A 24,548-nucleotide genomic window follows, 5' to 3' on the forward strand; every position below is an offset into this window, starting at 1 on the left:
CGCCGAGGACGGAGGGGACGCAGATGCCCGCGAGGATCGCAGAGGCCGGCGCCGTGGGGCGCCGGCTCGGCCACGGTGGCCCGGCGACACCGCCGGCCACGGTCATGGGGACCGGCACATGAGCGCGCCCGGCGAGGTCCGGCGCCGGGTGAGCCCGCGCTCGGTGCTGATCTGGGGGGCCGTCTCGGTCGTCGGCGCGGTGGCCTGGGCCGTGCTCGCCCTGGCCCGCGGCGAGAACGTCTCGGCGATCTGGCTGGTGGCGGCGGCGCTCGGCTCGTACGCGATCGCCTACCGCTTCTACGCGCGGTTCATCGCCCGCCGCGTGCTGCAGGTGGACGACACCCGGGCGACGCCCGCCGAGCGCCTGGACAACGGCACCGACTTCCAGCCCACCGACCGCCGCGTGCTGTTCGGCCACCACTTCGCCGCGATCGCGGGCGCGGGGCCGCTGGTCGGGCCGGTGCTGGCCGCGCAGATGGGTTATCTGCCCGGCACCATCTGGATCATCGTGGGCGTCATCTTCGCCGGCGCCGTGCAGGACATGGTGACCCTGTTCTTCTCCATGCGCCGCGACGGCAAGAGCCTGGGCCAGATGGCCCGCGACGAGATCGGCCCGGTCGGCGGCGTCGCGGCGCTGGTCGCCGTCTTCGCGATCATGATCATCCTGCTCGCGGTGCTGGCGTTGGTCGTGGTGAACGCGCTCGCGAAGTCGCCGTGGGGCACCTTCTCCATCGCCATGACCATCCCCATCGCGCTGTTCATGGGCCTCTACATGCGCGTGCTGCGGCCCGGCCGGGTGGTGGAGACCAGCCTGATCGGCGTCGCGTTGCTGCTGCTCGCGATCGCCGGTGGGGGCTGGGTCCAGGAGTCGAGCTGGGCCGGGGTGTTCACCCTCGACCCGCGGACCCTGGTGATCTGCCTGATCGTCTACGGCTTCGCCGCGTCGGTGCTGCCGGTGTGGATGCTGCTGGCGCCGCGGGACTACCTGTCGACGTTCATGAAGATCGGCACCATCGCGCTGCTCGCGGTCGGCGTGCTGGTCTCCGCGCCGGTGCTGAACACCGAGGCGTTCACCCGGTTCGCCTTCAGCGGGGACGGGCCGGTGTTCGCCGGGTCGCTGTTCCCGTTCGTCTTCATCACGATCGCCTGCGGCGCGCTGTCCGGGTTCCACGCGCTCATCGCGTCGGGCACCACACCGAAGCTCATCCAGAAGGAGTCGCAGGTCCGGCTCATCGGCTACGGGGCGATGCTCGCCGAGTCGTTCGTCGCGATCATGGCCCTGATCGCGGCGTCGGTGCTCGACCCGGGGCTCTACTTCGCGATGAACGCCCCGGCGGGCCTGCTCGGCAGCACTGCCCAGTCCGCCGCCGCCGCTGTCAACCAGCTGGGGTTCACCATCACGCCGGAGGCGCTGACCGCGGCCGCGGCGGCGGTCCAGGAGAGCACGCTGGTCGCCCGCACCGGCGGAGCGCCGACGCTGGCCGTCGGGATGTCGGAGATCTTCTCCGGCGCCATCGGCGGCGACGCGCTCAAGGCGTTCTGGTACCACTTCGCGATCATGTTCGAGGCCCTGTTCATCCTCACCACGGTGGACGCGGGCACCCGGGTGGGGCGCTACATGCTCCAGGACACCCTGGGCAACGTGTACAAGCCGATGGCGAACGTCAACTGGAAGCCGGGCCTGTGGGTCACCAGCGCGGCCGTCGTTGGGGCGTGGGGCTACTTCCTCTACGCCGGCGTCACCGACCCGCTGGGCGGGATCAACCAGCTCTTCCCGCTGTTCGGCATCGCGAACCAGCTGCTCGCGGCGATCGCGCTGACCGTGTGCACGACGCTGCTGATCAAATCCGGCCGCGCGCGCTACGCCTGGGTCACCGGGATCCCACTGGCCTGGGATGTCGCCGTCACCCTCACCGCGAGCTACCAGAAGGTGTTCTCCGCCGATCCGAAGATGGGCTTCTTCGCGCAGCGGGAGCGGTTCGCCGCGGCGCTGGCCCGTGGTGAGGTGCTCGCCCCGGCCAAGAACCTGGACGAGATGCGGGCGGTCATCCTGAACTCCACGGTCGACGGTGTGCTCGCCGCCCTGTTCGCCACCCTGATCATCATCGTGGTCGGTAACGCGATGCTGGTCTGGTACCGGGCGCTCACCTCATCGGTGCCGCTGCCCAGCAGTGAGGCACCGGCCGTCGAGTCGACGCTCGTGGCGCCCGCCGGGCTGATTCCCACGGCGGCGGAGCGGCGGGCGATGGCCGAGGCGACGCCGGCCGGCCGCCGATGAGATCCCTCTGGCGAGCGGTGCGCTGGTACCTGCGCGAGCTCACCGGGGAGGCGCAGTACGACCACTACCTCGCCCGGCACGCCCGAGAGCATCCCGGCCACCCGCCGATGAGCCGGCGGGAGTTCGAGCGCAGGCGCATCGACCGCGCCGACGCGCGCCCGGGCAGCCGCTGCTGCTGACCCCCGCGGCCCCGGGGACCTCGTCGTCCCCGGGACCGCGGCACGGCAGGACTAGAGCGCCTTGAGTTCCTCGGTCACCTCGACCACCGACTTCTTCGCGTCCCCGAACAGCATCGAGGTCTGCTCGGCGTAGAACAGCGGGTTGTCGATGCCGGCGAAGCCGCTGTTCATCGAGCGCTTGAGCACGATGACCGACTTGGACTCGTCGACGTTGAGGATCGGCATCCCGTGGATGGGTGAACTCGGGTCGTTGCGCGCGGCCGGGTTCGTGACGTCGTTCGCCCCGATCACCAGCGTCACGTCGGTGCGGGAGAACTCGTCGTTGACGTCGTCCATCTCCTTGAGCGCGTCGTAGGGAACGTCGGCCTCGGCGAGCAGCACGTTCATGTGCCCGGGCATCCGGCCGGCCACCGGGTGGATGGCGTACTTGACCTCCACACCCTTGGCCTCGAGCAGCTTGGCCATGTCCTTGACCGCATGCTGGGCCTGCGCGACGGCCATCCCGTAGCCGGGTACCACGATCACCTGCGAGGCGTAGGCCATCTGGATCGCGGCGTCCGCGGCGCTGGTCGACTTCACAGTGCGCTCGACGCCGTCCGCCGCGCCGGGCAGCGCGCCGCCGCCGCCGAAGCCACCCGCGACGATCGCCGGGATGGAGCGGTTCATGGCCTTGGCCATCAGGTTGGTCAGGATGGAACCGGACGCCCCGACGATCATGCCGGCGACGATCATCGCCGTGTTGTTCAGCGCGAGACCGGCGGCGGCCGCCGACAGCCCGGTGAGCGCGTTGAGCAGTGAGATGACCACGGGCATGTCCGCGCCGCCGATGGGCAGCACCACCATGACGCCCAGGATCGCGGCCAGCACCAGCAGCCCGATGATCCACAGCTGCGACGCGCCGCCCATCCCGGCCATCACCGCGCACGCGACGGCGCCGATCAGCAGCGCGCCGTTCACCACCTGCTGCGCCCTCCCCAGCCCCATCGGGCGGCCGGGCAGGATCTCCTGCAGCTTGCCGAACGCGATCAGCGAACCCCAGAACGAGACCGAGCCGATGATCGCCGCGAACAGCGACGCGACGACCACGTAGCCGGGCTCGTCGGCGAACCCGGCGCTGGTGCGGAACTCCGACCACGCGATGAGCGCGACGGCACCGCCGCCGACGCCGTTGAACAGCGCCACCATCTGCGGCATCGCGGTCATCTTGACCTGCCGCGCCGACGGCACGCCCAGCAGCGTGCCCAGGATCAGCCCGAGGATGATCAGCAGCCAGTTGTGCATGCCCGGCATCAGCAGCGTCGCCACTACTGCGATGACCATGCCGACCGCGGCGATGTGGTTGCCCCGAACCGCGGTCTTCGGGCCGGTCAGGCCCATCAGGCCGTAGATGAACAGCGAGAACGCGACGATGTAGAGCAGCGGGATCAGCGTGGTCATCAGCCCTGGACCTTCCCGTTGGCCGAGACCTTGTCCGCCGCGGGCGCCTCGGGCTTCGACTTGAACATTCCCAGCATCCGGTCGGTGACCAGGAACCCGCCGACCACGTTGATCATGCCGAACGTGATCGCGATGACCAGGATGATCTGGTCCACGATCGACGGGTTCTCCGCGTGCCCGAGCACGATCAACCCACCCAGCAGCACGATGCCGTGAATCGCGTTCGTGCCCGACATCAGCGGTGTGTGCAGCGTGTTCGGCACCTTCGAAATGACCGCGAATCCCACGAACCCGGCCAGCACCAGGATCGCGATGTTCGCCAGCAGCCCGGTCTCCATCAGTTGCCCTCCTGCGTCGTCTGAGTCGGCTCGCTCGCGCTCGCCTGCGGGGCCGAACGGGTCACACAGGACTTCGCCAGCACCTCGTCGTCGAAGTTCGGGGTCAGCGCCCCGTGCTCGTCGAGCATGAGTTCCAGCAGCGCCGAGATGTTGCGTGCGTACAGCTCGCTCGCGTGCTCGGGCATGGTCGCCGGCAGGTTCAGCGGCGACGCGATCGTCACGTCGTGTTTGACGACGACCTCACCGGGCTCGGTCAACTCGCAGTTGCCACCCGATTCCCCGGCCAGGTCGACGACCACGCTGCCGGGGCGCATGCCCTTCACGGCCTCGGCCGTCACGAGGGTGGGGGCCGTGCGACCGGGCACCAGTGCGGTGGTGATGACCACATCGAACCCGGTGATCGCCTCCTCGAGCCGCTTCTGCTGCTCGGCGCGCTCGGCCTCGGTCAGCTCACGCGCGTAGCCGCCCTCGCCGGCGGCATCGATCCCCAGGTCCAGCCACTGCGCACCCAGCGAGCGCACCTGGTCGGCCACCTCGGGCCGCACGTCATATCCGGTGGTCCGGGCGCCGAGCCGCTTCGCGGTGGCCAGCGCCTGCAGGCCGGCCACCCCCACGCCCAGGACCAGCGCCGTCGCCGGCTTCACCGTGCCCGCCGCCGTGGTCAGCATCGGGAAGAATCGCGTCGAGCGCTCCGCTGCGAGCAGTACCGACTTGTAGCCCGCCACGTTGGCCTGCGAGGACAACGCGTCCATCGACTGCGCCCGGGAGATCCGCGGGATCGACTCCATCGCGAACGCCTGCACCCCGGCCGAGCGCAACGCCTCGATCGTCTCCGGGGACGTCAGCGGCGCCAGGAACCCGATCAGCGTGGCGTCGCGGCGCAGCCGGGAGATCTCCTCGCTCGACGGCGGCGCCACCTTCACCACGACGTCGGCGTCCCACGGGTCTCCGATACTCGCGCCCGCTGCGGTGTACAGCTCGTCGGGCATCAATGCGCCCAGACCGGCCCCGGACTCGACGACGACGCGGACGCCGCGTCCGACCAGCTTTTCGACGACCTTCGGAACCAGCGCGACCCGGCGTTCACCCTCACCGGTCTCGCGGGGCACACCCACCGTGGTGGGGCGCGGCGCTGCGACTTCTGCACTCATGCGCAGAACTTAGACCAGCGAACGCCCTGGGGGACCGTTCTTTTCCCCAGGGCTTCGTCACTATTAGACAGTACGTGCGTACTGTCTGTGACAGTGTAGCAGGCCCGTCGGCCTCAGTCAGCCGGCGCGGTCAGCAGCCAGGGACCGTCCTCGGTGACCGCCACACTGTGCTCCCAGTGCACGGCCCGGCTGCCGTCGGCGGTGACCACCGTCCAGCCGTCGGCGAGCTCGCGGGTCTCCGGCTCACCGGCGGTCAGCATCGGCTCCACGGCCAGCGCCATTCCGGGCCGCAGCCGCGGGCCCTGGCCCGGGTCGCCGAAGTTGGGCAGGAACGGGTCCATGTGCATGGAGGTGCCGATGCCGTGCCCGCCGTACTCGGCGACGATCCCGTAGTCGGCGCGGTCGCGCAGCGCGGCCTGCTCGGTGGCCACCTGCACCGCGTGCGAGATGTCGGAGAGCCGCCCGCCCGCCCGCACGGCGGCGATGCCGGCGTGCATCGCGGCTTCGCAGGCGGCCGACAGCGCCAGATCCGCCTCCGAGACCGCCCCGATCGGGATGGTGACGGCGGCGTCGCCGTGCCAGCCGTCCACGATCGCGCCGCAGTCGACCGAGATCAGGTCGCCCTCGGTCAGCACCTGCGACGCCGACGGGATGCCGTGCACGATCTGCTCGTTCACCGACGCGCAGATGCTCGCCGGGTATCCGTGGTAGCCCAGGAAGGAGGGCACCCCGCCGCCCTCGCGGATGGTCTGTTCCGCCAGCGCGTCGAGCTCGGCGGTACTGACGCCGGGGCGGGCCAGCTGCTGCACCGCCGCCAGCGTGGTGGCCACCAGCGCACCGGCGGCCCGCATCGCCTCCAGCTCACCGCGGGACTTGATCTCGATGTCGCGGCCGCGCAGCCGGGCCAGCGCCCCGCGCACACCCCGCCGACCACGGTTCACCGCAGCGCTCCCGTCATCGTTTGTCGCGCAGCGCGTCCGCCACCCGGTCGGTGATCTCCTCGATGGAGCCGACCGCGTCGACGCTGACCAGCCGGTCGCTGTAGAAGTCCAGCAGCGGTGCGGTCTCCTCGCGGTAGACCCGCTGCCGGTTCCGGATGACGTCCTCGGTGTCGTCCGATCGGCCGCGGCCCAGCAGCCGCGCGACGACGACCTCGTCGGAGACCGCGAACTCGACCACCGCATCGAGCGCGGTCCCCTGCTCGCTGAGCAGGCCGGCGAGCGCCTCGGCCTGCGGCACGGTCCGGGGGAAGCCGTCGAGGATGAAGCCCTTGGCGGCATCCGGCTCCGCGAGCCGGTCACGAACCATGCCGACCGTCACCTCGTCGGGGACCAGGTTGCCCGCGTCCATGTAGCGCTTCGCCTCGACGCCCAGCGGCGTCTCGTCGCGCAGGTTGGCGCGGAACAGGTCGCCGGTGGAGATGTGCGGAACGTCCAGGCGCTCGGCCAAACGCTCCGCCTGGGTGCCCTTGCCCGCGCCCGGCGGGCCGACCAGAACGAGTCGCACGCGGACCCACCCTCTCTGCTGTTGGTGCTTGCCCTGCTGTTGCCAGCAACGCTGCCCACGGCCTCCGTCAGTGGAGGGCCTGGGCGGGAGTCGAGATCCTGTCGTCGGCTCGCGCGAACCGGGGGTGGCGACGCCGTGACGGAGATCCGGCTTCCAGACTAACGCAGGAAGCCTTCGTAGTTGCGCTGCATGAGCTGGCTGTTGATCTGCTTCACGGTGTCCAGACCCACACCGACCATGATCAGCACGGCGGTACCGCCGAACGGGAAGTTCTGGTTCTGGCCGGACCCGGTCACGCCGAGGAAGAAGTTCGGCAGCACGGCGATGATGCCCAGATACAGGGAACCGGGCAGCGTGATGCGCGAGAGCACGTAGTTCAGGTACTCGGCGGTGGGCCGGCCGGGCCGGATGCCCGGGATGAACCCGCCGAACTTCTTCATCTCGTCGGCACGCTCGTCCGGGTTGAACGTGATGCCGACGTAGAAGTACGTGAAGAAGATGATCAGCGCGATGTACAGCAGGATGTGCAGCCAGTTCGACTGATCGACCAGATAGGTCTGCACGAACTGGTAGAACCAGCCGCTCTGGGTCCCGGCCAGCCGTGCGATGAGGTCGGGCAGGTAGAGCAGCGAACTACCGAAGATCACCGGGATGACGCCGGCCTGGTTCACCTTGAGCGGCAGGTAGGTCGAGGTGCCCCCGTACATCCGCCGGCCCACCATGCGCTTGGCGTACTGCACCGGGATCCGGCGCTGCCCCTGCTCGACGAACACCACGCTCGCGATGATGGCCAGGCCGAAGAAGCAGACACCGGCGAACACCAGCCCGCCGCCGTTGTTGAGGATGTTCGTGCCCTCGGCCGGGATCCGGTGCGCGATCGAGGCGAAGATCAGCAGCGACATGCCGTTGCCGACGCCGCGCTCGGTGACCTGCTCGCCGAGCCACATGACGACGGCGGTCCCCGCGGTCATCGTGATGACGATGATCGACAGCGCGTAGACGCTGGAGTCCGGGATGACCGGCAGCGAGCAGTTGCCGAACAGCTGACCACGATCGGCCAGCGCAACGATGCCCGTGGACTGCAGGATGGCCAGCGCGATGGTCAGGTATCGGGTGTACTGGGTCAGCTTGTTCTGACCCGACTGCCCTTCCTTCTTCAGCAGCTCGAACCGCGGGATGACGACGGTGAGCAACTGGATGATGATGCTGGCCGTGATGTAGGGCATGATGCCCAGCGCCAGGATCGACAGCTGGAGCAGCGCGCCGCCGGAGAACAGGTTGATCAGCGCGTAGACGCTGGAGTTGTTGCCGCCCTCGACCTGCCGGATGCACTCCTGGACGTTCGGATAGGAGACACCGGGCGCCGGGATGTTGGCGCCGAGGCGGTAGATCGCGACGATGCCGAGCGTGAAGAGGATCTTCTTCCGGAGGTCGGGCGTGGTCAGTGCCGACCGTAAAGCGCTGAGCACTCGGTGATCCTCCTGTACTGAGAGGCGTCGTCCGGTTGGAGAACCGACGGGGACCGGCACTGCCCGGCCCCCGCGGGACGGGTGCAGCGGTGTCCGAACCGCCGGCGCCCGCCCGGCGCCACGCGCAGGGTTCCGGGAGGAACCGAGCGCGGAAAAGACTCTAACAGCGACGACGCCGCCCGTACGCCCGCCCCGGCAGTGCTACCACGGGGGCGAGGTACGAGCGGCGTGTCGGACTCAGAGCTCGGAGACGGAACCGCCGGCGGCGGTGATCTTCTCGCGGGCGCTGGCGGAGAACGCGTGCGCGCTCACCGTCAGGCTGACCCCGTCGATGTCGCCGTTGCCGAGCACCTTGACGGGCTGGTTGCGCCGGACGGCGCCGGCCGCGACCAGCTCGTCCACGCCGACCGTGCCGCCCTGGGGGAAGAGCTGGGCCAGGTCGCCGACGTTCACGACCTGGAACTCCACCCGGAACCGGTTCTTGAAGCCCTTGAGCTTGGGCAGCCGCATGTGCAGCGGCATCTGCCCGCCCTCGAACGCCGGCGAGACGTTCTTCCGGGCCTTCGTGCCCTTGGTACCGCGACCGGCGGTCTTGCCCTTGCTGCCCTCACCGCGGCCGACCCGGGTCTTCGCAGTCTTGGCGCCGGGTGCCGGACGCAGGTGGTGGATCTTGATAGCGCTCATCAGGAGCCGACCTCCTCCACCGTCACGAGGTGCCGAACGGTGTTGATCATGCCGCGGACCTGGGGAGTGTCCTCCCGCTCCACGGACTGACGGATCTTGCGCAGCCCGAGCGACTGCAGAGTCGCCCGCTGGTTCTGCTTACGACCGATGGTGCTGCGCACCTGGGTGATCTTCAGCTTCTCCGCCACTGCACTCACGCCCTCGCGCCCTGGGCGGCGGCCGCACGGGCCCGCATCATCTGCGCCGACGCGACGTCCTCGAGCGGCAGGCCGCGCCGAGCGGCCACCTCCTCGGGGCGCTGAATCTCCTTCAGCGCCGCGATCGTCGCGTGCACGACGTTGATCGCGTTGTCGCTACCCAGCGACTTCGAGAGCACGTCGTGGATGCCGGCGCACTCCAGCACCGCACGCACCGGGCCGCCGGCGATGACACCGGTACCCGGGCTGGCCGGACGCAGCAGCACCACACCGGCGGCCGCCTCGCCCTGCACCCGGTGCACGATCGTGCCGCCGATGCGGGGGACGCGGAAGAAGTTCTTCTTCGCCTCCTCCACACCCTTGGCGATCGCGGCGGGCACCTCCTTGGCCTTGCCGTAGCCGACGCCGACGAGACCGTCGCCGTCACCCACGATCATCAGCGCGGTGAAGCTGAAGCGCCGACCACCCTTGACGACCTTCGCCACCCGGTTGATGGTGACCAGTCGCTCGATGTACGGGGTCTTGTCCTGGGCCGCCCCGCCACGGCCTCCGTCCCGGCGGTCCCGGCGGTCGCCGCTGCGCTCGCCACCGGGCCCTCCGCCGTCACGCCGTGTACGTCCCGGCATCAGACGTTCCCTTCCATCTTCTCAATCATCATCAGAACTCCAGACCACCCTCGCGGGCGGCGTCGGCCAGTGCCGCCACCCGGCCGTGGTAGTCGTAGCCACCCCGGTCGAAGACGACGGTCGTGACGCCGGCCTCGCGGGCCCGGGCGGCGAGGAGCTCGCCGACCTTCGCCGCCTTGGCCTTCTTGTCGCCGTCCAGCGCGCGGACGTCCGCCTCCATCGTCGACGCCGAGACCAGCGTGTGGCCGGCCAGGTCGTCGATCACCTGGACGAACAGGTGCCGCGAGCTGCGGTTCACGGCCAGCCGCGGCCGCTGCGGGCTGCCGCTGAGCTTCTTGCGCAGCCGGAAGTGCCGGCGCGCCCGCGAGGTGCGGCGCTGGGCCGACACCTGCGAGCCCATGCGCTTCTTGGCGTTCGCGGAGGTTGTCGTCTCGGCCATCACTTACCCGTCTTCCCGACCTTGCGCCGGATGACCTCGCCGGCGTAGCGCACACCCTTGCCCTTGTACGGGTCGGGCTTGCGCAGCTTGCGGATGTTGGCAGCGACCTCGCCGACCAACTGCTTGTCGATACCGGAGATGGAGAAGCGGGTCGGGGTCTCCACCGTGAAGGTGATCCCCGCGGGGGCCTCGACCACCACCGGGTGGCTGTAGCCGAGGGCGAACTCGAGCGAGGAGCCCTTCAGCGCGACGCGGTAACCGACGCCGTGGATCTCGAGCTTCTTCTCATAACCGGCGGTCACACCGACGACCAGGTTGTTGACGAGCGTGCGGGACAGGCCGTGGAAGGCCTTGGTCTTGCGCTCGTCGTCCGGGCGCCGGACGACGATGACGCCGTCCTCACGCTCGACGGTGATCGGGTCGATGACGGTGTGCGACAGGGCGCCCTTGGGCCCCTTCACCGTGACCGTGCGGCCCTCGATGGTGACGTCGACACCCGGGGGAACGGGGATCGGCAGTTTCCCGATGCGGGACATCGTCTACTCCCCTCTCACCAGACGTAGGCGAGGACTTCCCCGCCCACGCCGTTCCGGTTGGCCTGCCTGTCGGTCAGCAGCCCGGTGGACGTCGAGATGATCGCGACGCCGAGGCCACCGAGCACGCGCGGCAGGTTGGTGGACTTCGCGTACACCCGCAGGCCGGGCTTGGAGACCCGGCGCAGGCCCGCGATGCTGCGCTCCCGGTTGCGGCCGTACTTCAGCTCGATCACCAGGGACTTGCCGACCTCGGCGTCCTCGGTGTGGTGCGACGCGATGTAGCCCTCCTTCTGAAGGATCTCGGCGATCGAGACCTTCAGCTTGGAGTGCGGCATCACGACACGGTCGTGATAGGCCGAGTTCGCGTTGCGCAGACGGGTGAGCATGTCTGCGATCGGATCGGTCATCGTCATGGTGACGTCATCACTTTCCCACCCTGGTTCCCCCGTAGGGGCCTATGGCGATCAGAGAACTGGACAGAGCTCGCGCTCTACCAGCTGGACTTGCTCACACCGGGCAGCTCGCCGGCGTGCGCCATCTCGCGCACGCAGATGCGGCACAGCCCGAACTTGCGCAGCACGGCGCGGGGACGCCCGCACTTCTGGCAACGGGTGTAGCCGCGGACGGCGAACTTCGGCTTGCTGGCGGCCTTGATGATCAACGCCTTCTTGGCCATTGCGGATCAGCTCTCTCTGAAGGGGAAGCCGAGCTGGCGCAGCAGCGCCCGGCCTTCATCGTCGGTGGTCGCGGTGGTCACGATCGTGATGTCCATGCCACGCGGCCGGTCGATGCTGTCCGGGTCGATCTCGTGGAACATCGACTGCTCGTTCAGGCCGAAGGTGTAGTTACCCCGGCCGTCGAACTGGTTCGGAGACAGACCGCGGAAGTCACGGATACGCGGCAGCGCGATCGTCAGCAGCCGGTCCAGGAACTCCCACATCCGATCGTTGCGCAGCGTGACCCGCACACCGATGGGCATGCCCTCACGCAGCTTGAACTGCGCGATGGACTTGGTCGCCCGGCGGACCTGCGGCCGCTGGCCGGTGATCGTGGCCAGGTCGCGGACGGCGCCGTCGATCAGCTTCGCGTCCCGAGCCGCCTCGCCCACGCCCATGTTCACCGCGACCTTGACCACGCCGGGGATCTGCATGACGTTGCCGTAGCCGAACTCCTTGCGGAGCCCGTCGCGGATCTCGTCGCGGTAGCGCTGCTTGAGCCGCGGCACGGCGGTCTCCAGCGTCGGGGTGCTCATCAGATCTCCTTCCCGGAACGCTTGGAGATCCGGACCTTCTTGCCGTCCTCGGTGATCTTGTAGCCCACGCGGGTCGGCTTGCCGTCCGCGTCGATCACCATCACGTCGGAGACGTGGATCGGCGCCTCCTGGGTGACGATCCCGCCGGACTGCGCGCCCCGCTGGTTCTGGCTGACCCGGGTGTGCTTCTTGATCCGGTTCACGCCCTCGACCAGGACCCGCTCGCGCTGCGGGTAGGCCTGGATGACCTTGCCCTTCGCGCCCTTGTCCTTGCCGGCGATCACCAGCACGGTGTCGCCCTTCTTGACCTTCATGCTCACAACACCTCCGGCGCGAGGGAGATGATCTTCATGAACCGCTTGTCGCGCAGCTCGCGACCGACGGGGCCGAAGATGCGGGTCCCTCGCGGCTCGCCGTCCGGCTTGATCAGGACGGCGGCGTTCTCGTCGAACCGGATGTACGAGCCGTCCGGCCGACGCTTCTCCTTCACGGTGCGCACGACGACGGCCTTGACCACGTCACCGCGCTTCACCCCGGCACCCGGGATGGCGTCCTTCACCGTCGCAACGATGATGTCGCCGATCCCCGCATAGCGCCGCGCCGAACCGCCCAGCACCCGGATGCACAGGATCTCCTTGGCACCGGTGTTGTCGGCGACGCGCAGTCGCGACTCCTGCTGGATCACTTCGCCTTCTCCAGGATCTCGACCAGCCGCCAGCGCTTCGTCGCCGACAGCGGCCGGGTCTCCATCAGCCGGACCCGGTCGCCGACGCCGGCCGTGTTGGCCTCGTCGTGCGCCTTGACCTTGCTGGTCCGCCGAATGACCTTGCCGTACAGCGGGTGCTTCACCCGGTCCTCGAGGGAGACCACGATCGTCTTGTCCATCTTGTCGGACACGACCAGTCCCTCGCGGACCTTCCGCTCACCGCGCTGCTCGGCCTGCTTCTCGCTCATGCCGCGCCCTCGTCGTCGGTCGGCGCCGTGGACAGACCCAGCTCACGCTCGCGCATCACGGTGTAGATCCGCGCGATCTCGTGGCGGACGGTCCGCAGCCGCCTGTTGTTGTCCAGCTGCCCGGTCGCCATCTGGAAGCGGAGGTTGAACAGCTCCTCCTTCAGCTCCCGCACCCGCAGCACGAGCTCCTCATCGGTGAGCTCGCGCAGCTCAGCGGCGGTGGTACCCGTCGCAGTGCGTGCCATCAGATGTCACCACCCTCACGGGTCACGATCCGGCACTTCATCGGCAGCTTGTGGATGGCGCGACGCAGCGCCTCGCGAGCGGTCTGCTCGTTCGGGTAGCTCATCTCGAAGAGCACCCGGCCGGGCTTGACGTTGGTCACCCACTTCTCCGGAGAACCCTTACCGGAACCCATTCGGGTCTCCGCCGGCTTCTTGGTCAGCGGCCGGTCCGGGAACACGTTGATCCACACCTTGCCACCACGGCGGATGTGCCGGTTGATGGCGATACGGGCGGACTCGATCTGCCGGTTGGTCACGTACGCCGGCTCGAGGGCCTGGATCCCGAGGTCACCGAAGGTGACCCGGGTGCCGCCCGACGCGGTACCGGTCCGGTGCGGACGGTGCTGCTTGCGGTGCTTGACCCTGCGCGGGATCAGCATGACTCAGGCCTCCCCACCGGTGTTCTCGGCCGGGCTCTCGGCGGTGGCGACCCCGCCACCAGCCTGCTCGGCGGCAGCCCGGCCGGCGTCGGTGCTGGTCGCGGTCGTGCCGGAGGAACCGGAACGGCGGCGGGCGGGACGCTCGCGGCGCGGGCCACGGCTCGGCTCGGCGGCGGGCGCGCCCTCACGGCGGCCCCCGACCACGTCGCCCTTGTAGATCCAGACCTTCACGCCGATCCGGCCGAAGGTCGTGCGGGCCTCGAACAGGCCGTAGTCGATGTCCGCGCGCAGCGTGTGCAGCGGGACCCGACCCTCGCGGTAGAACTCCGACCGCGACATCTCCGCGCCGCCCAGGCGACCCGAGCACTGCACCCGGATGCCCTTGACCTGCGGCGAACGCATGGCCGACTGGATGGCCTTGCGCATCGCGCGACGGAACGCCACGCGGTTGGACAGCTGCTCGGCCACGCCCTGCGCGACGAGCTGGGCGTCCGACTCGGAGTTCTTGACCTCGAGGATGTTGAGCTGGACCTGCTTGCGGGTCAGCTTCTCCAGCTGACCACGGATGCGGTCCGCCTCGGCGCCACGGCGGCCGATGACGATGCCCGGACGGGCGGTGTGGATGTCCACCCGCACCCGGTCCCGGGTCCGCTCGATCTCGACCTTGGAGATGCCGGCCCGCTCCATGCCCTTGGAGAGCATGCGGCGGATCTCGACGTCCTCCTTGACGTACTCGGCGTACTGCTTGTCGGCGTACCACCGGGACTTCCAGTCGGTGGTGATGCCGAGCCGGAACCCGTGCGGGTTGATCTTCTGACCCATCAGCGGGCCCTCCCCTTCGCACCCCGGGCGCCCCGCGCACCGGCCTTGGCCGGCCGCGACTCGACCTCGATGGTGATGTGGCTCGTCCGCTTGCGGATCCGGTAGGCACGGCCCTGCGCACGTGGCCGGATGCGCTTGAGCGTCGGGCCCTCGTCGACATAGGCCACGGCCACCACGAGGGTGTCCGGATCCATGTCGAAGTTGTTCTCGGCATTGGCCGCGGCGCTCGCCACGACCTTGGCCACCGGCTCGGCCGCGGCCTGCGGCGAGAACCGCAGGACGCTCAGGGCCTCGGCCACCGGCCGGCCCTTGATCAGCTCGACCACGCGCCGCACCTTCGTCGGCGACATGTGGACGAAACGCGCCTTGGCGTGCGCACGAGCGGGCTCGAGCGCGGCGCCGGCGGTGTCCTGGCTGTCAGCCATGTTCTTCCACCTCTCCTAGTCGCTACTCGGGCCGCTCAGCGCCGACGCGCTTTGCGGTCGTCCTTGATGTGGCCCCGGAAGGTCCGGGTGGGGGCGAACTCCCCCAGCTTGTGGCCGACCATCGAGTCCGAGACGAAGACCGGCACGTGCTTGCGGCCGTCGTGCACCGCAATCGTGTGGCCGATCATGTCCGGGATGATCGTGGACCGACGGGACCAGGTCCGGATGACGGTCTTCTTGCCGGATTCGTTGAGGGCGTCCACCTTCTTGAGCAGGTGGTCGTCCACGAACGGGCCCTTCTTCAGGCTGCGCGGCATCTTTTACCTCCCTGCTCAGCGCTTCTTGCCGGTACGACGCCGGCGGACGATCAACGAGTCACTCGGCTTGCGGCGGCGGGTACGACCCTCCGGCTTGCCGTTCGGGTTCACCGGGTGCCGGCCACCGGAGGTCTTGCCCTCACCACCACCGTGCGGGTGGTCGACCGGGTTCATGGCCACACCACGGACGGTCGGGCGCTTGCCCTTCCACCGCATGCGGCCGGCCTTGCCCCAGTTGATGTTCGACTGCTCGGCGTTGCCCACCTCGCCGACGGTGGCGCGGCAGCGCACGTCGACGTTGCGGATCTCGCCGGACGGCATGCGCAGCTGCGCGTACGGCCCGTCCTTGGCGACCAGCTGCACGCCGGAGCCGGCCGCGCGGGCGATCTTGGCGCCGCCACCGGGACGGAGCTCGATCGCGTGCACCACGGTGCCGGTCGGGATGTTGCGCAGCGGCAGGTTGTTGCCGACCTTGATGTCGGCCTTCGGGCCGCTCTCGATCCGGTCGCCCTGCTTGATCTTCGCCGGCGCGATGATGTAGCGCTTCTCGCCGTCGGCGTAGTGCAGCAGCGCGATCCGCGACGTCCGGTTCGGGTCGTACTCGATGTGCGCGACCTTGGCCGGCACGCCGTCCTTGTCCGCCCGCCGGAAGTCGATCAGCCGGTAGGCGCGCTTGTGCCCGCCGCCCTGGTGGCGCGCGGTCACCTTGCCGTGCACGTTCCGGCCGCCCTTGCTGTGCAGCGGACGGATCAGCGACTTCTCCGGCTCGGACCGGGTGATCTCGGCGAAGTCGGAGACGCTGGCGCCGCGGCGGCCGGGGGTGGTCGGCTTGTACTTGCGGATACCCATGGGTCTGCTCGCTCCCTCAGCTCGCCCGGCCACCGAACACGTCGATCGCCTTGCTCTCCTCGGAGAGCGTGACGATCGCGCGTCGGGTGTCCTTGCGCTTGCCGTAGCCGGTGCGGGACCGCTTGCGCTTGCCCGGGCGGTTCAGCGTGTTGACGCTGAGCACCTTGACCCCGAACACCTTCTCCACGGCGATCTTGATCTCTGTCTTGTTCGCGTCGGGCGCGACGATGAAGGTGTACTGGCGCTCCTCGAGCAGCCCGTAGCTCTTCTCCGACACGACCGGCGCAAGCAGGATGTCCCGCGGGTCGGGGATCACTTGTCTGCCTCCTCAGCACCCTCAGCGGCCTTGCGCGAGCGGGGCTGAGCCACCGCGCCGGCCAGGAACGCGTCCAGCGCCTCCGAGGTGAACACGACGACGTCGTTGACGAGCACGTCGTAGGTGTTCAGCTGGTCGGGCGCGATCACATGCACGGCCTGCAGGTTGCGCAGGCTCAGCCAGCTGACCTCGTCCTCGCGGCCGATGACGGCGAGCACCCGGGTGTCCGCGGAGTCCAGCACGCTCGCCAGCGCGGTACGGGCGCCCTTGGTCGACGGGGTGTCCCCGGTGACGACCGCGGAGACCACGTGCACCAGCCCGGCGCGGGCCCGGTCGGAGAGAGCGCCACGCAGGGCGGCGGCCTTCATCTTCTTGGGCGTCTTCTGCGTGTAGTCACGCGGCGTCGGGCCGTGCGCGATGCCGCCGCCGGCGAACTGCGGCGCACGCACCGAGCCCTGACGGGCGCGGCCGGTGCCCTTCTGCCGGTACGGCTTACGGCCACCGCCGCGGGCCTCGCCGCGGGTCTTGGTGTCGTGCGTGCCCTGGCGGGCAGCGGCCTGCTGGGCCACCACGACCTGGTGCATCAGCGGGATGTTGGCCGTCACGTCGAAGACGTGGGCGGGGAGCTCGACGCTGCCCTCGGTGCCCCCGCTGGGGGTCTTGATCTCGACGCTCGTCATGCCGTCGCACCACCCTTCGCGGCCGTCTTGACCAGAATCAGGCCGCCGCGCGGACCGGGGACCGCACCCTTGATGAGCAGCAGCCCGGCCTCCGGGTCGACCCGGTGCACGGTCAGGTTCTGTGTGGTCACCCGCACGCTGCCCATGCGCCCGGCCATCCGCAGGCCCTTGAAGACCCGGCCCGGGGTGGCGCAGCCGCCGATGGAGCCCGGCGACCGGTGCTTGCGCTGGGTGCCGTGGCTGGCGCCGAGGCCCTTGAAGCCGTGGCGCTTCATGACACCCGCGAAGCCCTTGCCCTTGGTGGTGCCGACCACGTCGACCACGGCGCCGGCGGCGAACACCTCGGCGGTGATCTCCTGGCCGACCGAGTACTCGCCGGCGTCGGCCGTCCGCAGCTCGAACGTGTAGCGGCGCGGAGTGACGCCCGCCTTGGCGAAGTGGCCGGTCTCCGGCTTGTTCACCTTGCGCGGGTCGACGGCGCCGTACGCGAACTGGACGGCGACATAGCCGTCCTTCTCGGGGGTGCGGACCTGGGTCACGACGTTCGGCCCGGCCTGGACCACGGTGACCGGGACCACCCGGTTGTTCTCGTCGAATACCTGGGTCATCCCGAGCTTGGTGCCCAGGATCCCGGTGATCTGCCTGTCAGTCATCGGTTCGTCAGTCCTACTGAATGTTGACGTCGACGCTGGCCGGCAGGTCGATGCGCATGAGCGCGTCGACCGTCTTCGGCGTCGGGTCGAGGATGTCGATCAGCCGCTTGTGGGTGCGCATCTCGAAGTGCTCCCGCGAGTCCTTGTACTTGTGCGGCGAGCGGATGACGCAGTAGACGTTCTTCTCGGTCGGCAGCGGCACCGGCCCGACGACCCTGGCACCGGTACGCGTCACCGTCTCCACGATCTTGCGAGCAGACGCGTCGATTGCCTCGTGGTCGTAGGCCTTCAGCCTGATGCGGATCTTTTGTCCCGCCATGGTCGTCGGTCGTCCTCTTCTTCCTGCCGCTGCGTACGCGTGCTCCGGGTCGTGCCCGCAAGGAGCCCCGCAGGGCTCGCACCGCTCGCTGGCGACTCCAGCCGCGGTCCGCGCTCTGTTCAGGTCTCACTCCGTGGGCTCCGGTCCACGAGGTCGGGCGTGTCGCGCTCGAACCTCAGACCGGTCCCCGGGTCACGTGCACCCACGGGGGGTGCTGTGTTCGGGGGCTGGCGCTGGGCGCGGCACGCGGAACATTCCTGTCCCGCGTGCCGCAGCCCTACGCGCAACCCGTCAAGGATGCCACATCGGAATGCGGCGCCCTCAACCGGGGGGTCTTACTTGATGATCTTGGTGACCTGGCCGGCGCCGACGGTCCGACCACCCTCGCGGATGGCGAACTGCAGGCCCTCCTCCATGGCGATCGGCTGGATCAGCGCGACGCTCATCGAGGTGTTGTCGCCCGGCATGACCATCTCGGTCCCGCTGGGCAGGGTCACCACACCGGTCACGTCCGTGGTACGGAAGTAGAACTGCGGCCGGTAGTTGTTGAAGAACGGCGTGTGCCGGCCACCCTCGTCCTTGGACAGGATGTAGACCTGGCCCTCGAAGTCGGTGTGCGGGGTGATCGAGCCCGGCTTCACGACGACCTGGCCGCGCTCGACATCCTCGCGCTTGATGCCGCGGAGCAGCAGACCGACGTTCTCACCCGCGCGGCCCTCGTCGAGGATCTTGCGGAACATCTCGACACCGGTGACGGTGGTCTTGGTCGACTTCTCGCGGATGCCGACGATCTCGACCTCCTCGTTCACCTTGACGATGCCGCGCTCGATACGACCGGTGACCACGGTGCCGCGGCCGGTGATCGTGAAGACGTCCTCGACGGGCATGAGGAACGGCTTCTCGATGTCGCGCTCGGGCTCCGGGATGCTCTCGTCCACGGCGTTCATGAGCTCGAGCAGCTTCTCGCCCCACTCGGCGTCGCCCTCGAGGGCCTTGAGCGCCGAGACGCGGACGATCGGCAGGTCGTCGCCCGGGTAGTCCTGCGACGACAGCAGCTCGCGGACCTCGAGCTCGACGAGCTCCAGGATCTCCTCGTCGTCGACCATGTCGGCCTTGTTGAGCGCGACGACGATGTAGGGCACACCGACCTGACGCGCGAGCAGCACGTGCTCACGGGTCTGCGGCATCGGGCCGTCGGTCGCCGCGACCACCAGGATCGCGCCGTCCATCTGCGCCGCACCGGTGATCATGTTCTTGATGTAGTCGGCGTGACCGGGGCAGTCGACGTGCGCGTAGTGCCGCTTCTCGGTCTGGTACTCGACGTGCGCGATCGAGATGGTGATACCGCGCTGGCGCTCTTCCGGCGCCTTGTCGATCTGGTCGAACGCCGACGCCTCGTTGAGGTTCGGGTACTTGTCGTGCAGAACCTTGGTGATGGCCGCCGTCAGCGTGGTCTTGCCGTGGTCGATGTGACCAATCGTGCCGATGTTGACGTGCGGCTTGGTCCGCTCGAACTTCGCCTTCGCCACTGCAGGGTCCTCCTGGACTGTGTTCTTCTGTTCCGCCGTGCTGACGGCAGGTCTGGAAAGTGCTCCGGGAAAAGCGGAGCGAGCCGCGGACCCTACCGGTCCGCGGCACGCACCTCTTACTCGCCCGTCGCCTTGGCGATGATCTCCTTGGCCACGTTGGTCGGAACCTCCGCGTACGAGTCGAAGACCATCGTGTAGTTGGCCCGGCCCTGGGTCCGCGACCGCAGGTCACCGACGTAGCCGAACATCTCCGAGAGCGGCACCAGCGCCTTGACGACGCGGGCACCGGCCCGCTCCTCCATGGCCTGGATCTGGCCACGGCGGGAGTTCAGGTCGCCGATCACGTCGCCCATGTAGTCCTCGGGCGTGGTGACCTCGACGGACATCATCGGCTCGAGCAGGGCCGGGTCGGCCTTGCGCGCAGCCTCCTTGAGAGCCATCGAGCCGGCGACCTTGAAGGCCATCTCGGACGAGTCGACCTCGTGGTACTGCCCGTCCAGCAGGGTCATCTTGATGCCGACCAGCGGGTAGCCCGCCAGCACGCCGTACTGCATGGCGTCCTGGGCGCCGGCGTCGACCGACGGGATGTACTCCCGCGGGATGCGGCCACCGGAGACCTTGTTGTCGAACTCGTACAGCGCACCGTCGGCCGTGTCGAGCGGCTCGAGCTTGATGATGACCCGGGCGAACTGCCCCGACCCACCCGTCTGCTTCTTGTGCGTGTACTCGAACTTGTCGACGGTCCGGCGGATCGTCTCGCGGTAGGCCACCTGCGGCTTACCGATGTTGGCCTCGACCTTGAAATCGCTCTTCATGCGGTTGACCAGCACCTCGAGGTGCAGCTCACCCATGCCGGCGATGATGGTCTGGCCGGTCTCCTCGTCCAGGGACACCTGGAACGTGGGGTCCTCCTCGGCCAGCTTCTGGATCGCCGTCGAGAGCTTCTCCTGGTCGGCCTTGGTCTTCGGCTCGACCGCGACCTGGATGACCGGGTCCGGAAAGGTCATCGACTCCAGCACGATCGGCGCCTGCGGGTCGCAGAGCGTCTCGCCCGTGGTCGTGTCCTTCAGCCCGATGACCGCGTAGATGTGGCCGGCCAGGGCCTCGTCGACCGGGTTCTCCTTGTTGGCGTGCATCTGGAAGAGCTTCCCGATGCGCTCCTTGCGGTCCTTGGTCGAGTTGATGACCTGGGAGCCCGCGGCGACCCGGCCCGAGTAGACCCGGACGTAGGTGAGCTTGCCGAAGAACGGGTGTGCAGCGATCTTGAACGCCAGCGCCGAGAACGGCTCGTCGACGCTCGGCTTGCGGCTGGCCGGGGTCTCCCCGTCCGGCAGCGTGCCCTCGACCGGCGGCACGTCCAGCGGCGACGGCAGGTAGTCGATCACCGCGTCGAGCATGGGCTGGACGCCCTTGTTCTTGAACGCCGAGCCGCACAGCACCGGGTAGGCCGCCCGGTCCTTCACGATCTGGCGGATGGCGGCCTTGATCTGCGCGGTGGTGATCTCCTCACCGCCGAGGTAGGCCTCCATCAGGGCGTCGTCGGTCTCCGCGACGGCCTCGACCAGCTTCTCGCGGTATTCCGCGACGCGGTCGGCCAGGTCGGCGGGGATCTCCTCGACCGTGTAGTCCTCGCCCTTCTCGACCTCGCCACGCCAGGTCAGCGCGCGCATCTCGACAAGGTCGACGACACCGATGAAGTCGCTCTCGGAGCCGATCGGCAGCTGCAGCGGCAGCGGCCGGGCGCCGAGGCGCTCCTCGATGGTGCGCACGGTGAAGTAGAAGTCCGCACCGAGCTTGTCCATCTTGTTGACGAAGCAGATGCGCGGGACGTCGTACTTGGTGGCCTGCCGCCAGACCTGCTCGGACTGCGGCTCGACCCCCTCCTTGCCGTCGAAGACCGCGACGGCGCCGTCGAGCACCCGCAGGGACCGCTCCACCTCGACGGTGAAGTCGACGTGCCCGGGGGTGTCGATGATGTTGATCTGGTGGTCTTTCCAGAAGCAGGTGGTCGCGGCGGACGTGATCGTGATGCCGCGCTTCTGCTCCTCCTCCATCCAGTCCATGGTGGCGGCGCCGTCGTGGACCTCACCGATCTTGTAGTTGATCCCGGTGTAGTACAGGATCCGCTCGGTGGTGGTGGTCTTGCCGGCGTCGATGTGCGCCATGATGCCGATGTTGCGGACCTTCCCCAGGTCCGTCAGCACGTCCCGTGCCACTTGTAGCTCGCTCCCTCAGCAGATTGGCGCGGACGGTCGGCCCGTCACCAGCGGTAGTGGGCGAAGGCCTTGTTGGACTCCGCCATCTTGTGCATGTCTTCGCGCCGCTTGACGCTGGCGCCCAGCCCGTTGCTCGCGTCGAGCAGCTCGTTCATCAGCCGCTCGACCATGGTCTTCTCACGACGCTGGCCGGCGTAGGACACCAGCCAGCGCAGGCCCAGGGTGGTCTGGCGGCTGGCCCGGACCTCGACGGGGACCTGGTAGGTCGCGCCACCGACACGGCGGCTGCGGACCTCGAGGGCCGGCTTCACGTTGTCCAGGGCACGCTTGAGCGTGACCACCGGGTCGGTACCTGTCTTCTCCCGGGTGCCCTCGAGGGCGGCGTAGACGATGCGCTCGGCCAGCGACCGCTTGCCGTCCTGCAGCACCTTGTTCACCAGCTGGGTGACCAGCGGCGAGCTGTACACCGGGTCGGAGACCAACGGCCGCTTCGGGGCGGGACCCTTGCGGGGCATCAGCTCTTCTCCTTCTTCGCGCCGTAGCGGCTGCGCGCCTGCTTGCGGTTCTTGACGCCCTGGGTGTCCAGCGAACCCCGGACGATCTTGTAACGGACGCCCGGCAGGTCCTTCACCCGGCCACCGCGGACGAGCACGATCGAGTGCTCCTGGAGGTTGTGACCCTCACCCGGGATGTAGGCGGTCACCTCGATCAGGCTGGTCAGTCGAACGCGGGCGACCTTGCGCAGCGCGGAGTTCGGCTTCTTGGGCGTCGTGGTGTACACGCGCGTGCAGACCCCGCGGCGCTGGGGGCTGCCCTTCAGCGCGGCGGTCTTGGTCTTGGCGACCTTGTCCTGACGGCCCTTGCGGACCAGCTGCTGGATCGTGGGCATGGACCGTTTACTTCTTCCCGTCGGCTTGCTCGGCTGTAACTCTGATCGTGCGGTGCGGGATGTCTGGACGGACGGCTGCACCGGCCGCCCGCACCCCGAGGTCGGGCGTGTCGCACCCGGACCCCCTCTTGGCAGGGCGGGGAACCCTCAGAGAGTCCGGATGGCCCGCGGCCTGCCGGACCCGCTCAACGCTACTGCGCGAAGCCGGTGACCATCGGGCACGCGGATCGGCCCGACCATGGTCGAGCGCAAGACCACAGAGTACCCGGCCCGCTGTTCAAGGGTCAAAACGGGTCCGCAGTCGTTGTCGGGAGGGTGCCCTAAGGACGCCCGCACCGCAAGCCGACTCACCCGCTCGCCGCTCATCGATGTCCACTCGTCGCGCCCGGCGCCGTGTCGGCGCCGGGCGTGAGCCGCACCACAGACACCGGGCGACCTGCCCCGTTCCGGGCCTACCCCCCGAATGGACGAGTGGTTACCGTCCGGTAATGAGCATTCGGGTGCCCCGACCTGTCGTACGTGGGATCGTGCGCGCCGTTGTCGCGCCGATCCTGTCTCCGCGCGTTCCCGCCCCGGTCCAGCGCCGGCTGCTCGACCTCGCGGGTCGAACAGTCCCGGCCCCTTCCGGCGTCCGCCGCACCGTGTCGACGCTCGGCGGCGTCCCCTCGGTCCGGTACGTGGCCCCCGGCGCCACCGGGCCCCACGTCGTGCTGTTCCTGCACGGTGGCGGGTACGTCACCGGCTCCTCCGGCTCGCACGGCACCCTCGCGGGTCACCTGAGCCGGGCGTCCGGCGCGCCCGTCCACCTGCTGCACTACCGGCGGGCTCCGGAACACCCGTACCCCGCCGCGGTCGACGACGCGTACGCCGCATACCGGGCCCTGCGTGCAGCCGGCCACACAGCACAACGCATCGCGGTCGTCGGTGATTCCGCCGGCGGCGGACTTGTTCTCGCGCTGGCCCTGCGGCTGCGGTCCGCCGGCGAGGCGCTCCCCGCGACACTCGGGCTGATCTCCCCGTGGCTCGATCTCGACCTGTCCCACCCGGCCGTCCGCGCGAACGCCGGTCGCGACGCGATGCTCGATCCCCGCTGGCTCGCCGTCGCGGCCCGCGCCTACCGGGCGGGCGCCCCGGCCGACAGCCCCGAACTGACCCCGCTGCACGCAGACCTGTCCGGACTGCCGCCGATGCACGTCGTGGCGGGCGCGGACGAGGTGCTGGTCGGCGACGCCGACACCCTCGTCGACCGGGCCCGGGCGACCGGGGTCGCCGTGACCTACCGCCGAGCCCCGGGGATGTGGCACGACTTCCCGATCTTCGCCGGGATGCTCGCCGAGGCCGACGCGGCGGTGGCCGAGCTCGGTACCGCGGTGCGCCGGGACTGCGCCGCCCGCAGGCCCCGGGTCGCCGTGGTCGGCGCCGGGTTCGGCGGGATCGGGATGGGGGTGGCGGTGCGCGAGGCCGGCTTCGACGACGCCGGCGACCTCACGATCTTCGACCGGGCCGACGGCGTCGGCGGCGTGTGGCGGGACAACACCTATCCCGGCGCGGCCTGCGACGTGCCGTCGCACCTCTATTCCTTCTCCTTCGCACCCGGCCACGAATGGTCCCGCCGGTTCGCCCCGCAGCCCGACATCCTGCGCTACCTGCGCCGGGTCACGGCCGAGCGCGGCCTGGAGCCGCACCTGCGGCTCGGCACCGAGGTCACCGAGGCCCGCTTCGACGCCGACACGGCGCGCTGGCGGCTGACCACGGCCACCGGTGACGTGCACGAGGCGGACGTCCTGGTGTCGGCGTGCGGGCAGCTCTCCCGCCCGGCCCAC

General features: G+C 69.4%; 34 protein-coding genes. 3 read left to right on the top strand and 31 right to left on the bottom strand.

Annotated elements, in window-relative coordinates:
* Positions 1-118 precede the first annotated feature (118 nt).
* Both HF526_RS24400 and HF526_RS24405 read left to right on the top strand, forming a co-directional pair.
* Entirely contained in the window at positions 119-2,278 is a 2,160-nt protein-coding gene (locus HF526_RS24400; RefSeq protein ID WP_169383901.1) for a carbon starvation CstA family protein, read from the top strand.
* Positions 2,275-2,457 carry a YbdD/YjiX family protein gene (locus tag HF526_RS24405; RefSeq protein WP_169383902.1) on the top strand — a complete coding sequence of 61 codons (183 nt, stop codon included), beginning with the start codon at positions 2,275-2,277 and terminating at the stop codon, positions 2,455-2,457. Before HF526_RS24400 ends, HF526_RS24405 begins: the two co-directional genes overlap by 4 nt.
* 51 nt (positions 2,458-2,508) lie before the next feature.
* Here the strand turns inward: HF526_RS24405 and HF526_RS24410 are convergent, their stop codons facing one another.
* From HF526_RS24410 to rpsL, 31 genes are all read right to left on the bottom strand, one after another.
* Positions 2,509-3,894, bottom strand: a complete 1,386-nt coding sequence (locus HF526_RS24410; RefSeq protein ID WP_169383903.1) for an NAD(P)(+) transhydrogenase (Re/Si-specific) subunit beta — start codon at positions 3,892-3,894, stop codon at positions 2,509-2,511.
* On the bottom strand, positions 3,894-4,232 hold the full coding sequence (locus HF526_RS24415; protein ID WP_169383904.1) for an NAD(P) transhydrogenase subunit alpha part 2: 339 nt from the start codon (positions 4,230-4,232) through the stop codon (positions 3,894-3,896). The genes HF526_RS24410 and HF526_RS24415 overlap by 1 nt, the downstream gene beginning before the upstream one ends.
* A complete protein-coding gene (locus HF526_RS24420; RefSeq protein ID WP_169383905.1) occupies positions 4,232-5,383 on the bottom strand; it encodes a Re/Si-specific NAD(P)(+) transhydrogenase subunit alpha in 1,152 nt (383 codons plus the stop codon). The genes HF526_RS24415 and HF526_RS24420 overlap by 1 nt, the downstream gene beginning before the upstream one ends.
* A 113-nt stretch (positions 5,384-5,496) precedes the next feature.
* Positions 5,497-6,324, bottom strand: a complete 828-nt coding sequence (gene map / locus HF526_RS24425) for a type I methionyl aminopeptidase (RefSeq protein WP_169383906.1) — start codon at positions 6,322-6,324, stop codon at positions 5,497-5,499.
* Positions 6,325-6,337: 13 nt separating this feature from the next.
* A complete protein-coding gene (locus HF526_RS24430; RefSeq protein ID WP_169383907.1) occupies positions 6,338-6,889 on the bottom strand; it encodes an adenylate kinase in 552 nt (183 codons plus the stop codon).
* A gap of 158 nt (positions 6,890-7,047) precedes the next feature.
* Entirely contained in the window at positions 7,048-8,358 is a 1,311-nt protein-coding gene (gene secY, locus HF526_RS24435; RefSeq protein WP_169383908.1) for a preprotein translocase subunit SecY, read from the bottom strand.
* A gap of 237 nt (positions 8,359-8,595) precedes the next feature.
* Positions 8,596-9,042: a 50S ribosomal protein L15 gene (gene rplO, locus HF526_RS24440; protein WP_169383909.1), complete on the bottom strand. Its 447-nt coding sequence runs from the start codon at positions 9,040-9,042 to the stop codon at positions 8,596-8,598.
* Positions 9,042-9,230, bottom strand: coding sequence for a 50S ribosomal protein L30 (gene rpmD / locus HF526_RS24445; RefSeq protein ID WP_169383933.1), 189 nt, complete (start codon positions 9,228-9,230; stop codon positions 9,042-9,044). Before rpmD ends, rplO begins: the two co-directional genes overlap by 1 nt.
* A 5-nt stretch (positions 9,231-9,235) precedes the next feature.
* On the bottom strand, positions 9,236-9,865 hold the full coding sequence (rpsE, locus tag HF526_RS24450; protein WP_169383910.1) for a 30S ribosomal protein S5: 630 nt from the start codon (positions 9,863-9,865) through the stop codon (positions 9,236-9,238).
* 31 nt (positions 9,866-9,896) lie between these two features.
* On the bottom strand, positions 9,897-10,304 hold the full coding sequence (gene rplR / locus HF526_RS24455; protein ID WP_169383911.1) for a 50S ribosomal protein L18: 408 nt from the start codon (positions 10,302-10,304) through the stop codon (positions 9,897-9,899).
* Complete coding sequence (rplF, locus tag HF526_RS24460) at positions 10,304-10,840, bottom strand: 50S ribosomal protein L6 (RefSeq protein WP_169383912.1); 537 nt, start codon at positions 10,838-10,840, stop codon at positions 10,304-10,306. Before rplF ends, rplR begins: the two co-directional genes overlap by 1 nt.
* A gap of 14 nt (positions 10,841-10,854) precedes the next feature.
* Entirely contained in the window at positions 10,855-11,253 is a 399-nt protein-coding gene (rpsH, locus tag HF526_RS24465; protein WP_169383913.1) for a 30S ribosomal protein S8, read from the bottom strand.
* A 77-nt stretch (positions 11,254-11,330) separates the two neighbouring features.
* Positions 11,331-11,516, bottom strand: a complete 186-nt coding sequence (locus HF526_RS24470; protein WP_169383914.1) for a type Z 30S ribosomal protein S14 — start codon at positions 11,514-11,516, stop codon at positions 11,331-11,333.
* Positions 11,517-11,522: 6 nt separating this feature from the next.
* A complete protein-coding gene (gene rplE, locus HF526_RS24475; RefSeq protein WP_169383915.1) occupies positions 11,523-12,092 on the bottom strand; it encodes a 50S ribosomal protein L5 in 570 nt (189 codons plus the stop codon).
* On the bottom strand, positions 12,092-12,406 hold the full coding sequence (gene rplX / locus HF526_RS24480; RefSeq protein WP_169383916.1) for a 50S ribosomal protein L24: 315 nt from the start codon (positions 12,404-12,406) through the stop codon (positions 12,092-12,094). The genes rplE and rplX overlap by 1 nt, the downstream gene beginning before the upstream one ends.
* Before the next feature lie 2 nt (positions 12,407-12,408).
* Complete coding sequence (rplN, locus tag HF526_RS24485) at positions 12,409-12,777, bottom strand: 50S ribosomal protein L14 (RefSeq protein ID WP_169383917.1); 369 nt, start codon at positions 12,775-12,777, stop codon at positions 12,409-12,411.
* Positions 12,774-13,046 (bottom strand): 30S ribosomal protein S17, encoded by a 273-nt coding sequence (gene rpsQ, locus HF526_RS24490; RefSeq protein WP_169383918.1) that lies wholly within the window; start codon positions 13,044-13,046, stop codon positions 12,774-12,776. Before rpsQ ends, rplN begins: the two co-directional genes overlap by 4 nt.
* Complete coding sequence (rpmC, locus tag HF526_RS24495) at positions 13,043-13,291, bottom strand: 50S ribosomal protein L29 (RefSeq protein ID WP_169383919.1); 249 nt, start codon at positions 13,289-13,291, stop codon at positions 13,043-13,045. The genes rpsQ and rpmC overlap by 4 nt, the downstream gene beginning before the upstream one ends.
* A complete protein-coding gene (gene rplP / locus HF526_RS24500; RefSeq protein ID WP_169383920.1) occupies positions 13,291-13,710 on the bottom strand; it encodes a 50S ribosomal protein L16 in 420 nt (139 codons plus the stop codon). The genes rpmC and rplP overlap by 1 nt, the downstream gene beginning before the upstream one ends.
* A 3-nt stretch (positions 13,711-13,713) precedes the next feature.
* A complete protein-coding gene (gene rpsC / locus HF526_RS24505; RefSeq protein WP_169383921.1) occupies positions 13,714-14,532 on the bottom strand; it encodes a 30S ribosomal protein S3 in 819 nt (272 codons plus the stop codon).
* The gene (gene rplV / locus HF526_RS24510; protein ID WP_169383922.1) at positions 14,532-14,957 is read right to left on the bottom strand and encodes a 50S ribosomal protein L22; all 426 of its coding nucleotides are present in this window, start codon (positions 14,955-14,957) and stop codon (positions 14,532-14,534) included. The genes rpsC and rplV overlap by 1 nt, the downstream gene beginning before the upstream one ends.
* 35 nt (positions 14,958-14,992) lie before the next feature.
* Positions 14,993-15,274: a 30S ribosomal protein S19 gene (rpsS, locus tag HF526_RS24515; RefSeq protein ID WP_020622935.1), complete on the bottom strand. Its 282-nt coding sequence runs from the start codon at positions 15,272-15,274 to the stop codon at positions 14,993-14,995.
* A gap of 15 nt (positions 15,275-15,289) precedes the next feature.
* The gene (gene rplB / locus HF526_RS24520) at positions 15,290-16,123 is read right to left on the bottom strand and encodes a 50S ribosomal protein L2 (protein ID WP_169383923.1); all 834 of its coding nucleotides are present in this window, start codon (positions 16,121-16,123) and stop codon (positions 15,290-15,292) included.
* Positions 16,124-16,139: 16 nt separating this feature from the next.
* The gene (gene rplW / locus HF526_RS24525) at positions 16,140-16,439 is read right to left on the bottom strand and encodes a 50S ribosomal protein L23 (protein WP_169383924.1); all 300 of its coding nucleotides are present in this window, start codon (positions 16,437-16,439) and stop codon (positions 16,140-16,142) included.
* Positions 16,436-17,119: a 50S ribosomal protein L4 gene (gene rplD, locus HF526_RS24530; protein WP_169383925.1), complete on the bottom strand. Its 684-nt coding sequence runs from the start codon at positions 17,117-17,119 to the stop codon at positions 16,436-16,438. Before rplD ends, rplW begins: the two co-directional genes overlap by 4 nt.
* Positions 17,116-17,772, bottom strand: a complete 657-nt coding sequence (gene rplC, locus HF526_RS24535; RefSeq protein ID WP_169383926.1) for a 50S ribosomal protein L3 — start codon at positions 17,770-17,772, stop codon at positions 17,116-17,118. Before rplC ends, rplD begins: the two co-directional genes overlap by 4 nt.
* A 13-nt stretch (positions 17,773-17,785) precedes the next feature.
* The gene (gene rpsJ, locus HF526_RS24540; RefSeq protein WP_003938093.1) at positions 17,786-18,091 is read right to left on the bottom strand and encodes a 30S ribosomal protein S10; all 306 of its coding nucleotides are present in this window, start codon (positions 18,089-18,091) and stop codon (positions 17,786-17,788) included.
* 335 nt (positions 18,092-18,426) lie between these two features.
* Entirely contained in the window at positions 18,427-19,620 is a 1,194-nt protein-coding gene (tuf, locus tag HF526_RS24545) for an elongation factor Tu (RefSeq protein ID WP_169383927.1), read from the bottom strand.
* Positions 19,621-19,736: 116 nt separating this feature from the next.
* Positions 19,737-21,836 carry an elongation factor G gene (fusA, locus tag HF526_RS24550; RefSeq protein WP_169383928.1) on the bottom strand — a complete coding sequence of 700 codons (2,100 nt, stop codon included), beginning with the start codon at positions 21,834-21,836 and terminating at the stop codon, positions 19,737-19,739.
* A gap of 44 nt (positions 21,837-21,880) precedes the next feature.
* Positions 21,881-22,351: a 30S ribosomal protein S7 gene (gene rpsG / locus HF526_RS24555; protein ID WP_169383929.1), complete on the bottom strand. Its 471-nt coding sequence runs from the start codon at positions 22,349-22,351 to the stop codon at positions 21,881-21,883.
* Positions 22,351-22,725 carry a 30S ribosomal protein S12 gene (rpsL, locus tag HF526_RS24560; protein WP_169383930.1) on the bottom strand — a complete coding sequence of 125 codons (375 nt, stop codon included), beginning with the start codon at positions 22,723-22,725 and terminating at the stop codon, positions 22,351-22,353. The genes rpsG and rpsL overlap by 1 nt, the downstream gene beginning before the upstream one ends.
* 488 nt (positions 22,726-23,213) lie before the next feature.
* Between rpsL and HF526_RS24565 the strand changes: the two genes are divergently transcribed.
* The coding region (locus tag HF526_RS24565) for an alpha/beta hydrolase fold domain-containing protein (RefSeq protein WP_169383931.1) at positions 23,214-24,548 on the top strand (1,335 nt) is incomplete at its 3' end.

Origin of the sequence: Pseudonocardia acidicola (genome assembly GCF_012911935.1) — a bacterium.
In the GTDB taxonomy this organism is placed as follows: domain Bacteria; phylum Actinomycetota; class Actinomycetes; order Mycobacteriales; family Pseudonocardiaceae; genus Pseudonocardia; species Pseudonocardia acidicola.

Bases quoted from the DNA above. Each gene is read 5' to 3' on its own strand.
- rpmC (WP_169383919.1), bottom strand. From the start codon at position 13,291: ATGGCACGCACTGCGACGGGTACCACCGCCGCTGAGCTGCGCGAGCTC.
- HF526_RS24415 (WP_169383904.1), bottom strand. From the start codon at position 4,232: ATGGAGACCGGGCTGCTGGCGAACATCGCGATCCTGGTGCTGGCCGGG.
- HF526_RS24400 (WP_169383901.1), top strand. From the start codon at position 119: ATGAGCGCGCCCGGCGAGGTCCGGCGCCGGGTGAGCCCGCGCTCGGTG.
- rpsQ (WP_169383918.1), bottom strand. From the start codon at position 13,046: ATGAGCGAGAAGCAGGCCGAGCAGCGCGGTGAGCGGAAGGTCCGCGAG.
- HF526_RS24405 (WP_169383902.1), top strand. From the start codon at position 2,275: ATGAGATCCCTCTGGCGAGCGGTGCGCTGGTACCTGCGCGAGCTCACC.
- rpsL (WP_169383930.1), bottom strand. From the start codon at position 22,725: ATGCCCACGATCCAGCAGCTGGTCCGCAAGGGCCGTCAGGACAAGGTC.
- HF526_RS24410 (WP_169383903.1), bottom strand. From the start codon at position 3,894: ATGACCACGCTGATCCCGCTGCTCTACATCGTCGCGTTCTCGCTGTTC.
- rplF (WP_169383912.1), bottom strand. From the start codon at position 10,840: ATGTCCCGCATCGGGAAACTGCCGATCCCCGTTCCCCCGGGTGTCGAC.
- rpsJ (WP_003938093.1), bottom strand. From the start codon at position 18,091: ATGGCGGGACAAAAGATCCGCATCAGGCTGAAGGCCTACGACCACGAG.
- rpsG (WP_169383929.1), bottom strand. From the start codon at position 22,351: ATGCCCCGCAAGGGTCCCGCCCCGAAGCGGCCGTTGGTCTCCGACCCG.
- rplP (WP_169383920.1), bottom strand. From the start codon at position 13,710: ATGCTGATCCCGCGCAGGGTCAAGCACCGCAAGCAGCACCGTCCGCAC.
- rplR (WP_169383911.1), bottom strand. From the start codon at position 10,304: ATGGCCGAGACGACAACCTCCGCGAACGCCAAGAAGCGCATGGGCTCG.
- rplD (WP_169383925.1), bottom strand. From the start codon at position 17,119: ATGACGAGCGTCGAGATCAAGACCCCCAGCGGGGGCACCGAGGGCAGC.
- rpsC (WP_169383921.1), bottom strand. From the start codon at position 14,532: ATGGGTCAGAAGATCAACCCGCACGGGTTCCGGCTCGGCATCACCACC.
- HF526_RS24420 (WP_169383905.1), bottom strand. From the start codon at position 5,383: ATGAGTGCAGAAGTCGCAGCGCCGCGCCCCACCACGGTGGGTGTGCCC.
- rplE (WP_169383915.1), bottom strand. From the start codon at position 12,092: ATGAGCACCCCGACGCTGGAGACCGCCGTGCCGCGGCTCAAGCAGCGC.
- HF526_RS24470 (WP_169383914.1), bottom strand. From the start codon at position 11,516: ATGGCCAAGAAGGCGTTGATCATCAAGGCCGCCAGCAAGCCGAAGTTC.
- rplO (WP_169383909.1), bottom strand. From the start codon at position 9,042: ATGAGCGCTATCAAGATCCACCACCTGCGTCCGGCACCCGGCGCCAAG.
- rplV (WP_169383922.1), bottom strand. From the start codon at position 14,957: ATGGCTGACAGCCAGGACACCGCCGGCGCCGCGCTCGAGCCCGCTCGT.
- rplX (WP_169383916.1), bottom strand. From the start codon at position 12,406: ATGAAGGTCAAGAAGGGCGACACCGTGCTGGTGATCGCCGGCAAGGAC.
- rpsH (WP_169383913.1), bottom strand. From the start codon at position 11,253: ATGACGATGACCGATCCGATCGCAGACATGCTCACCCGTCTGCGCAAC.
- rplB (WP_169383923.1), bottom strand. From the start codon at position 16,123: ATGGGTATCCGCAAGTACAAGCCGACCACCCCCGGCCGCCGCGGCGCC.
- rpsE (WP_169383910.1), bottom strand. From the start codon at position 9,865: ATGCCGGGACGTACACGGCGTGACGGCGGAGGGCCCGGTGGCGAGCGC.
- rplC (WP_169383926.1), bottom strand. From the start codon at position 17,772: ATGACTGACAGGCAGATCACCGGGATCCTGGGCACCAAGCTCGGGATG.
- rpsS (WP_020622935.1), bottom strand. From the start codon at position 15,274: ATGCCGCGCAGCCTGAAGAAGGGCCCGTTCGTGGACGACCACCTGCTC.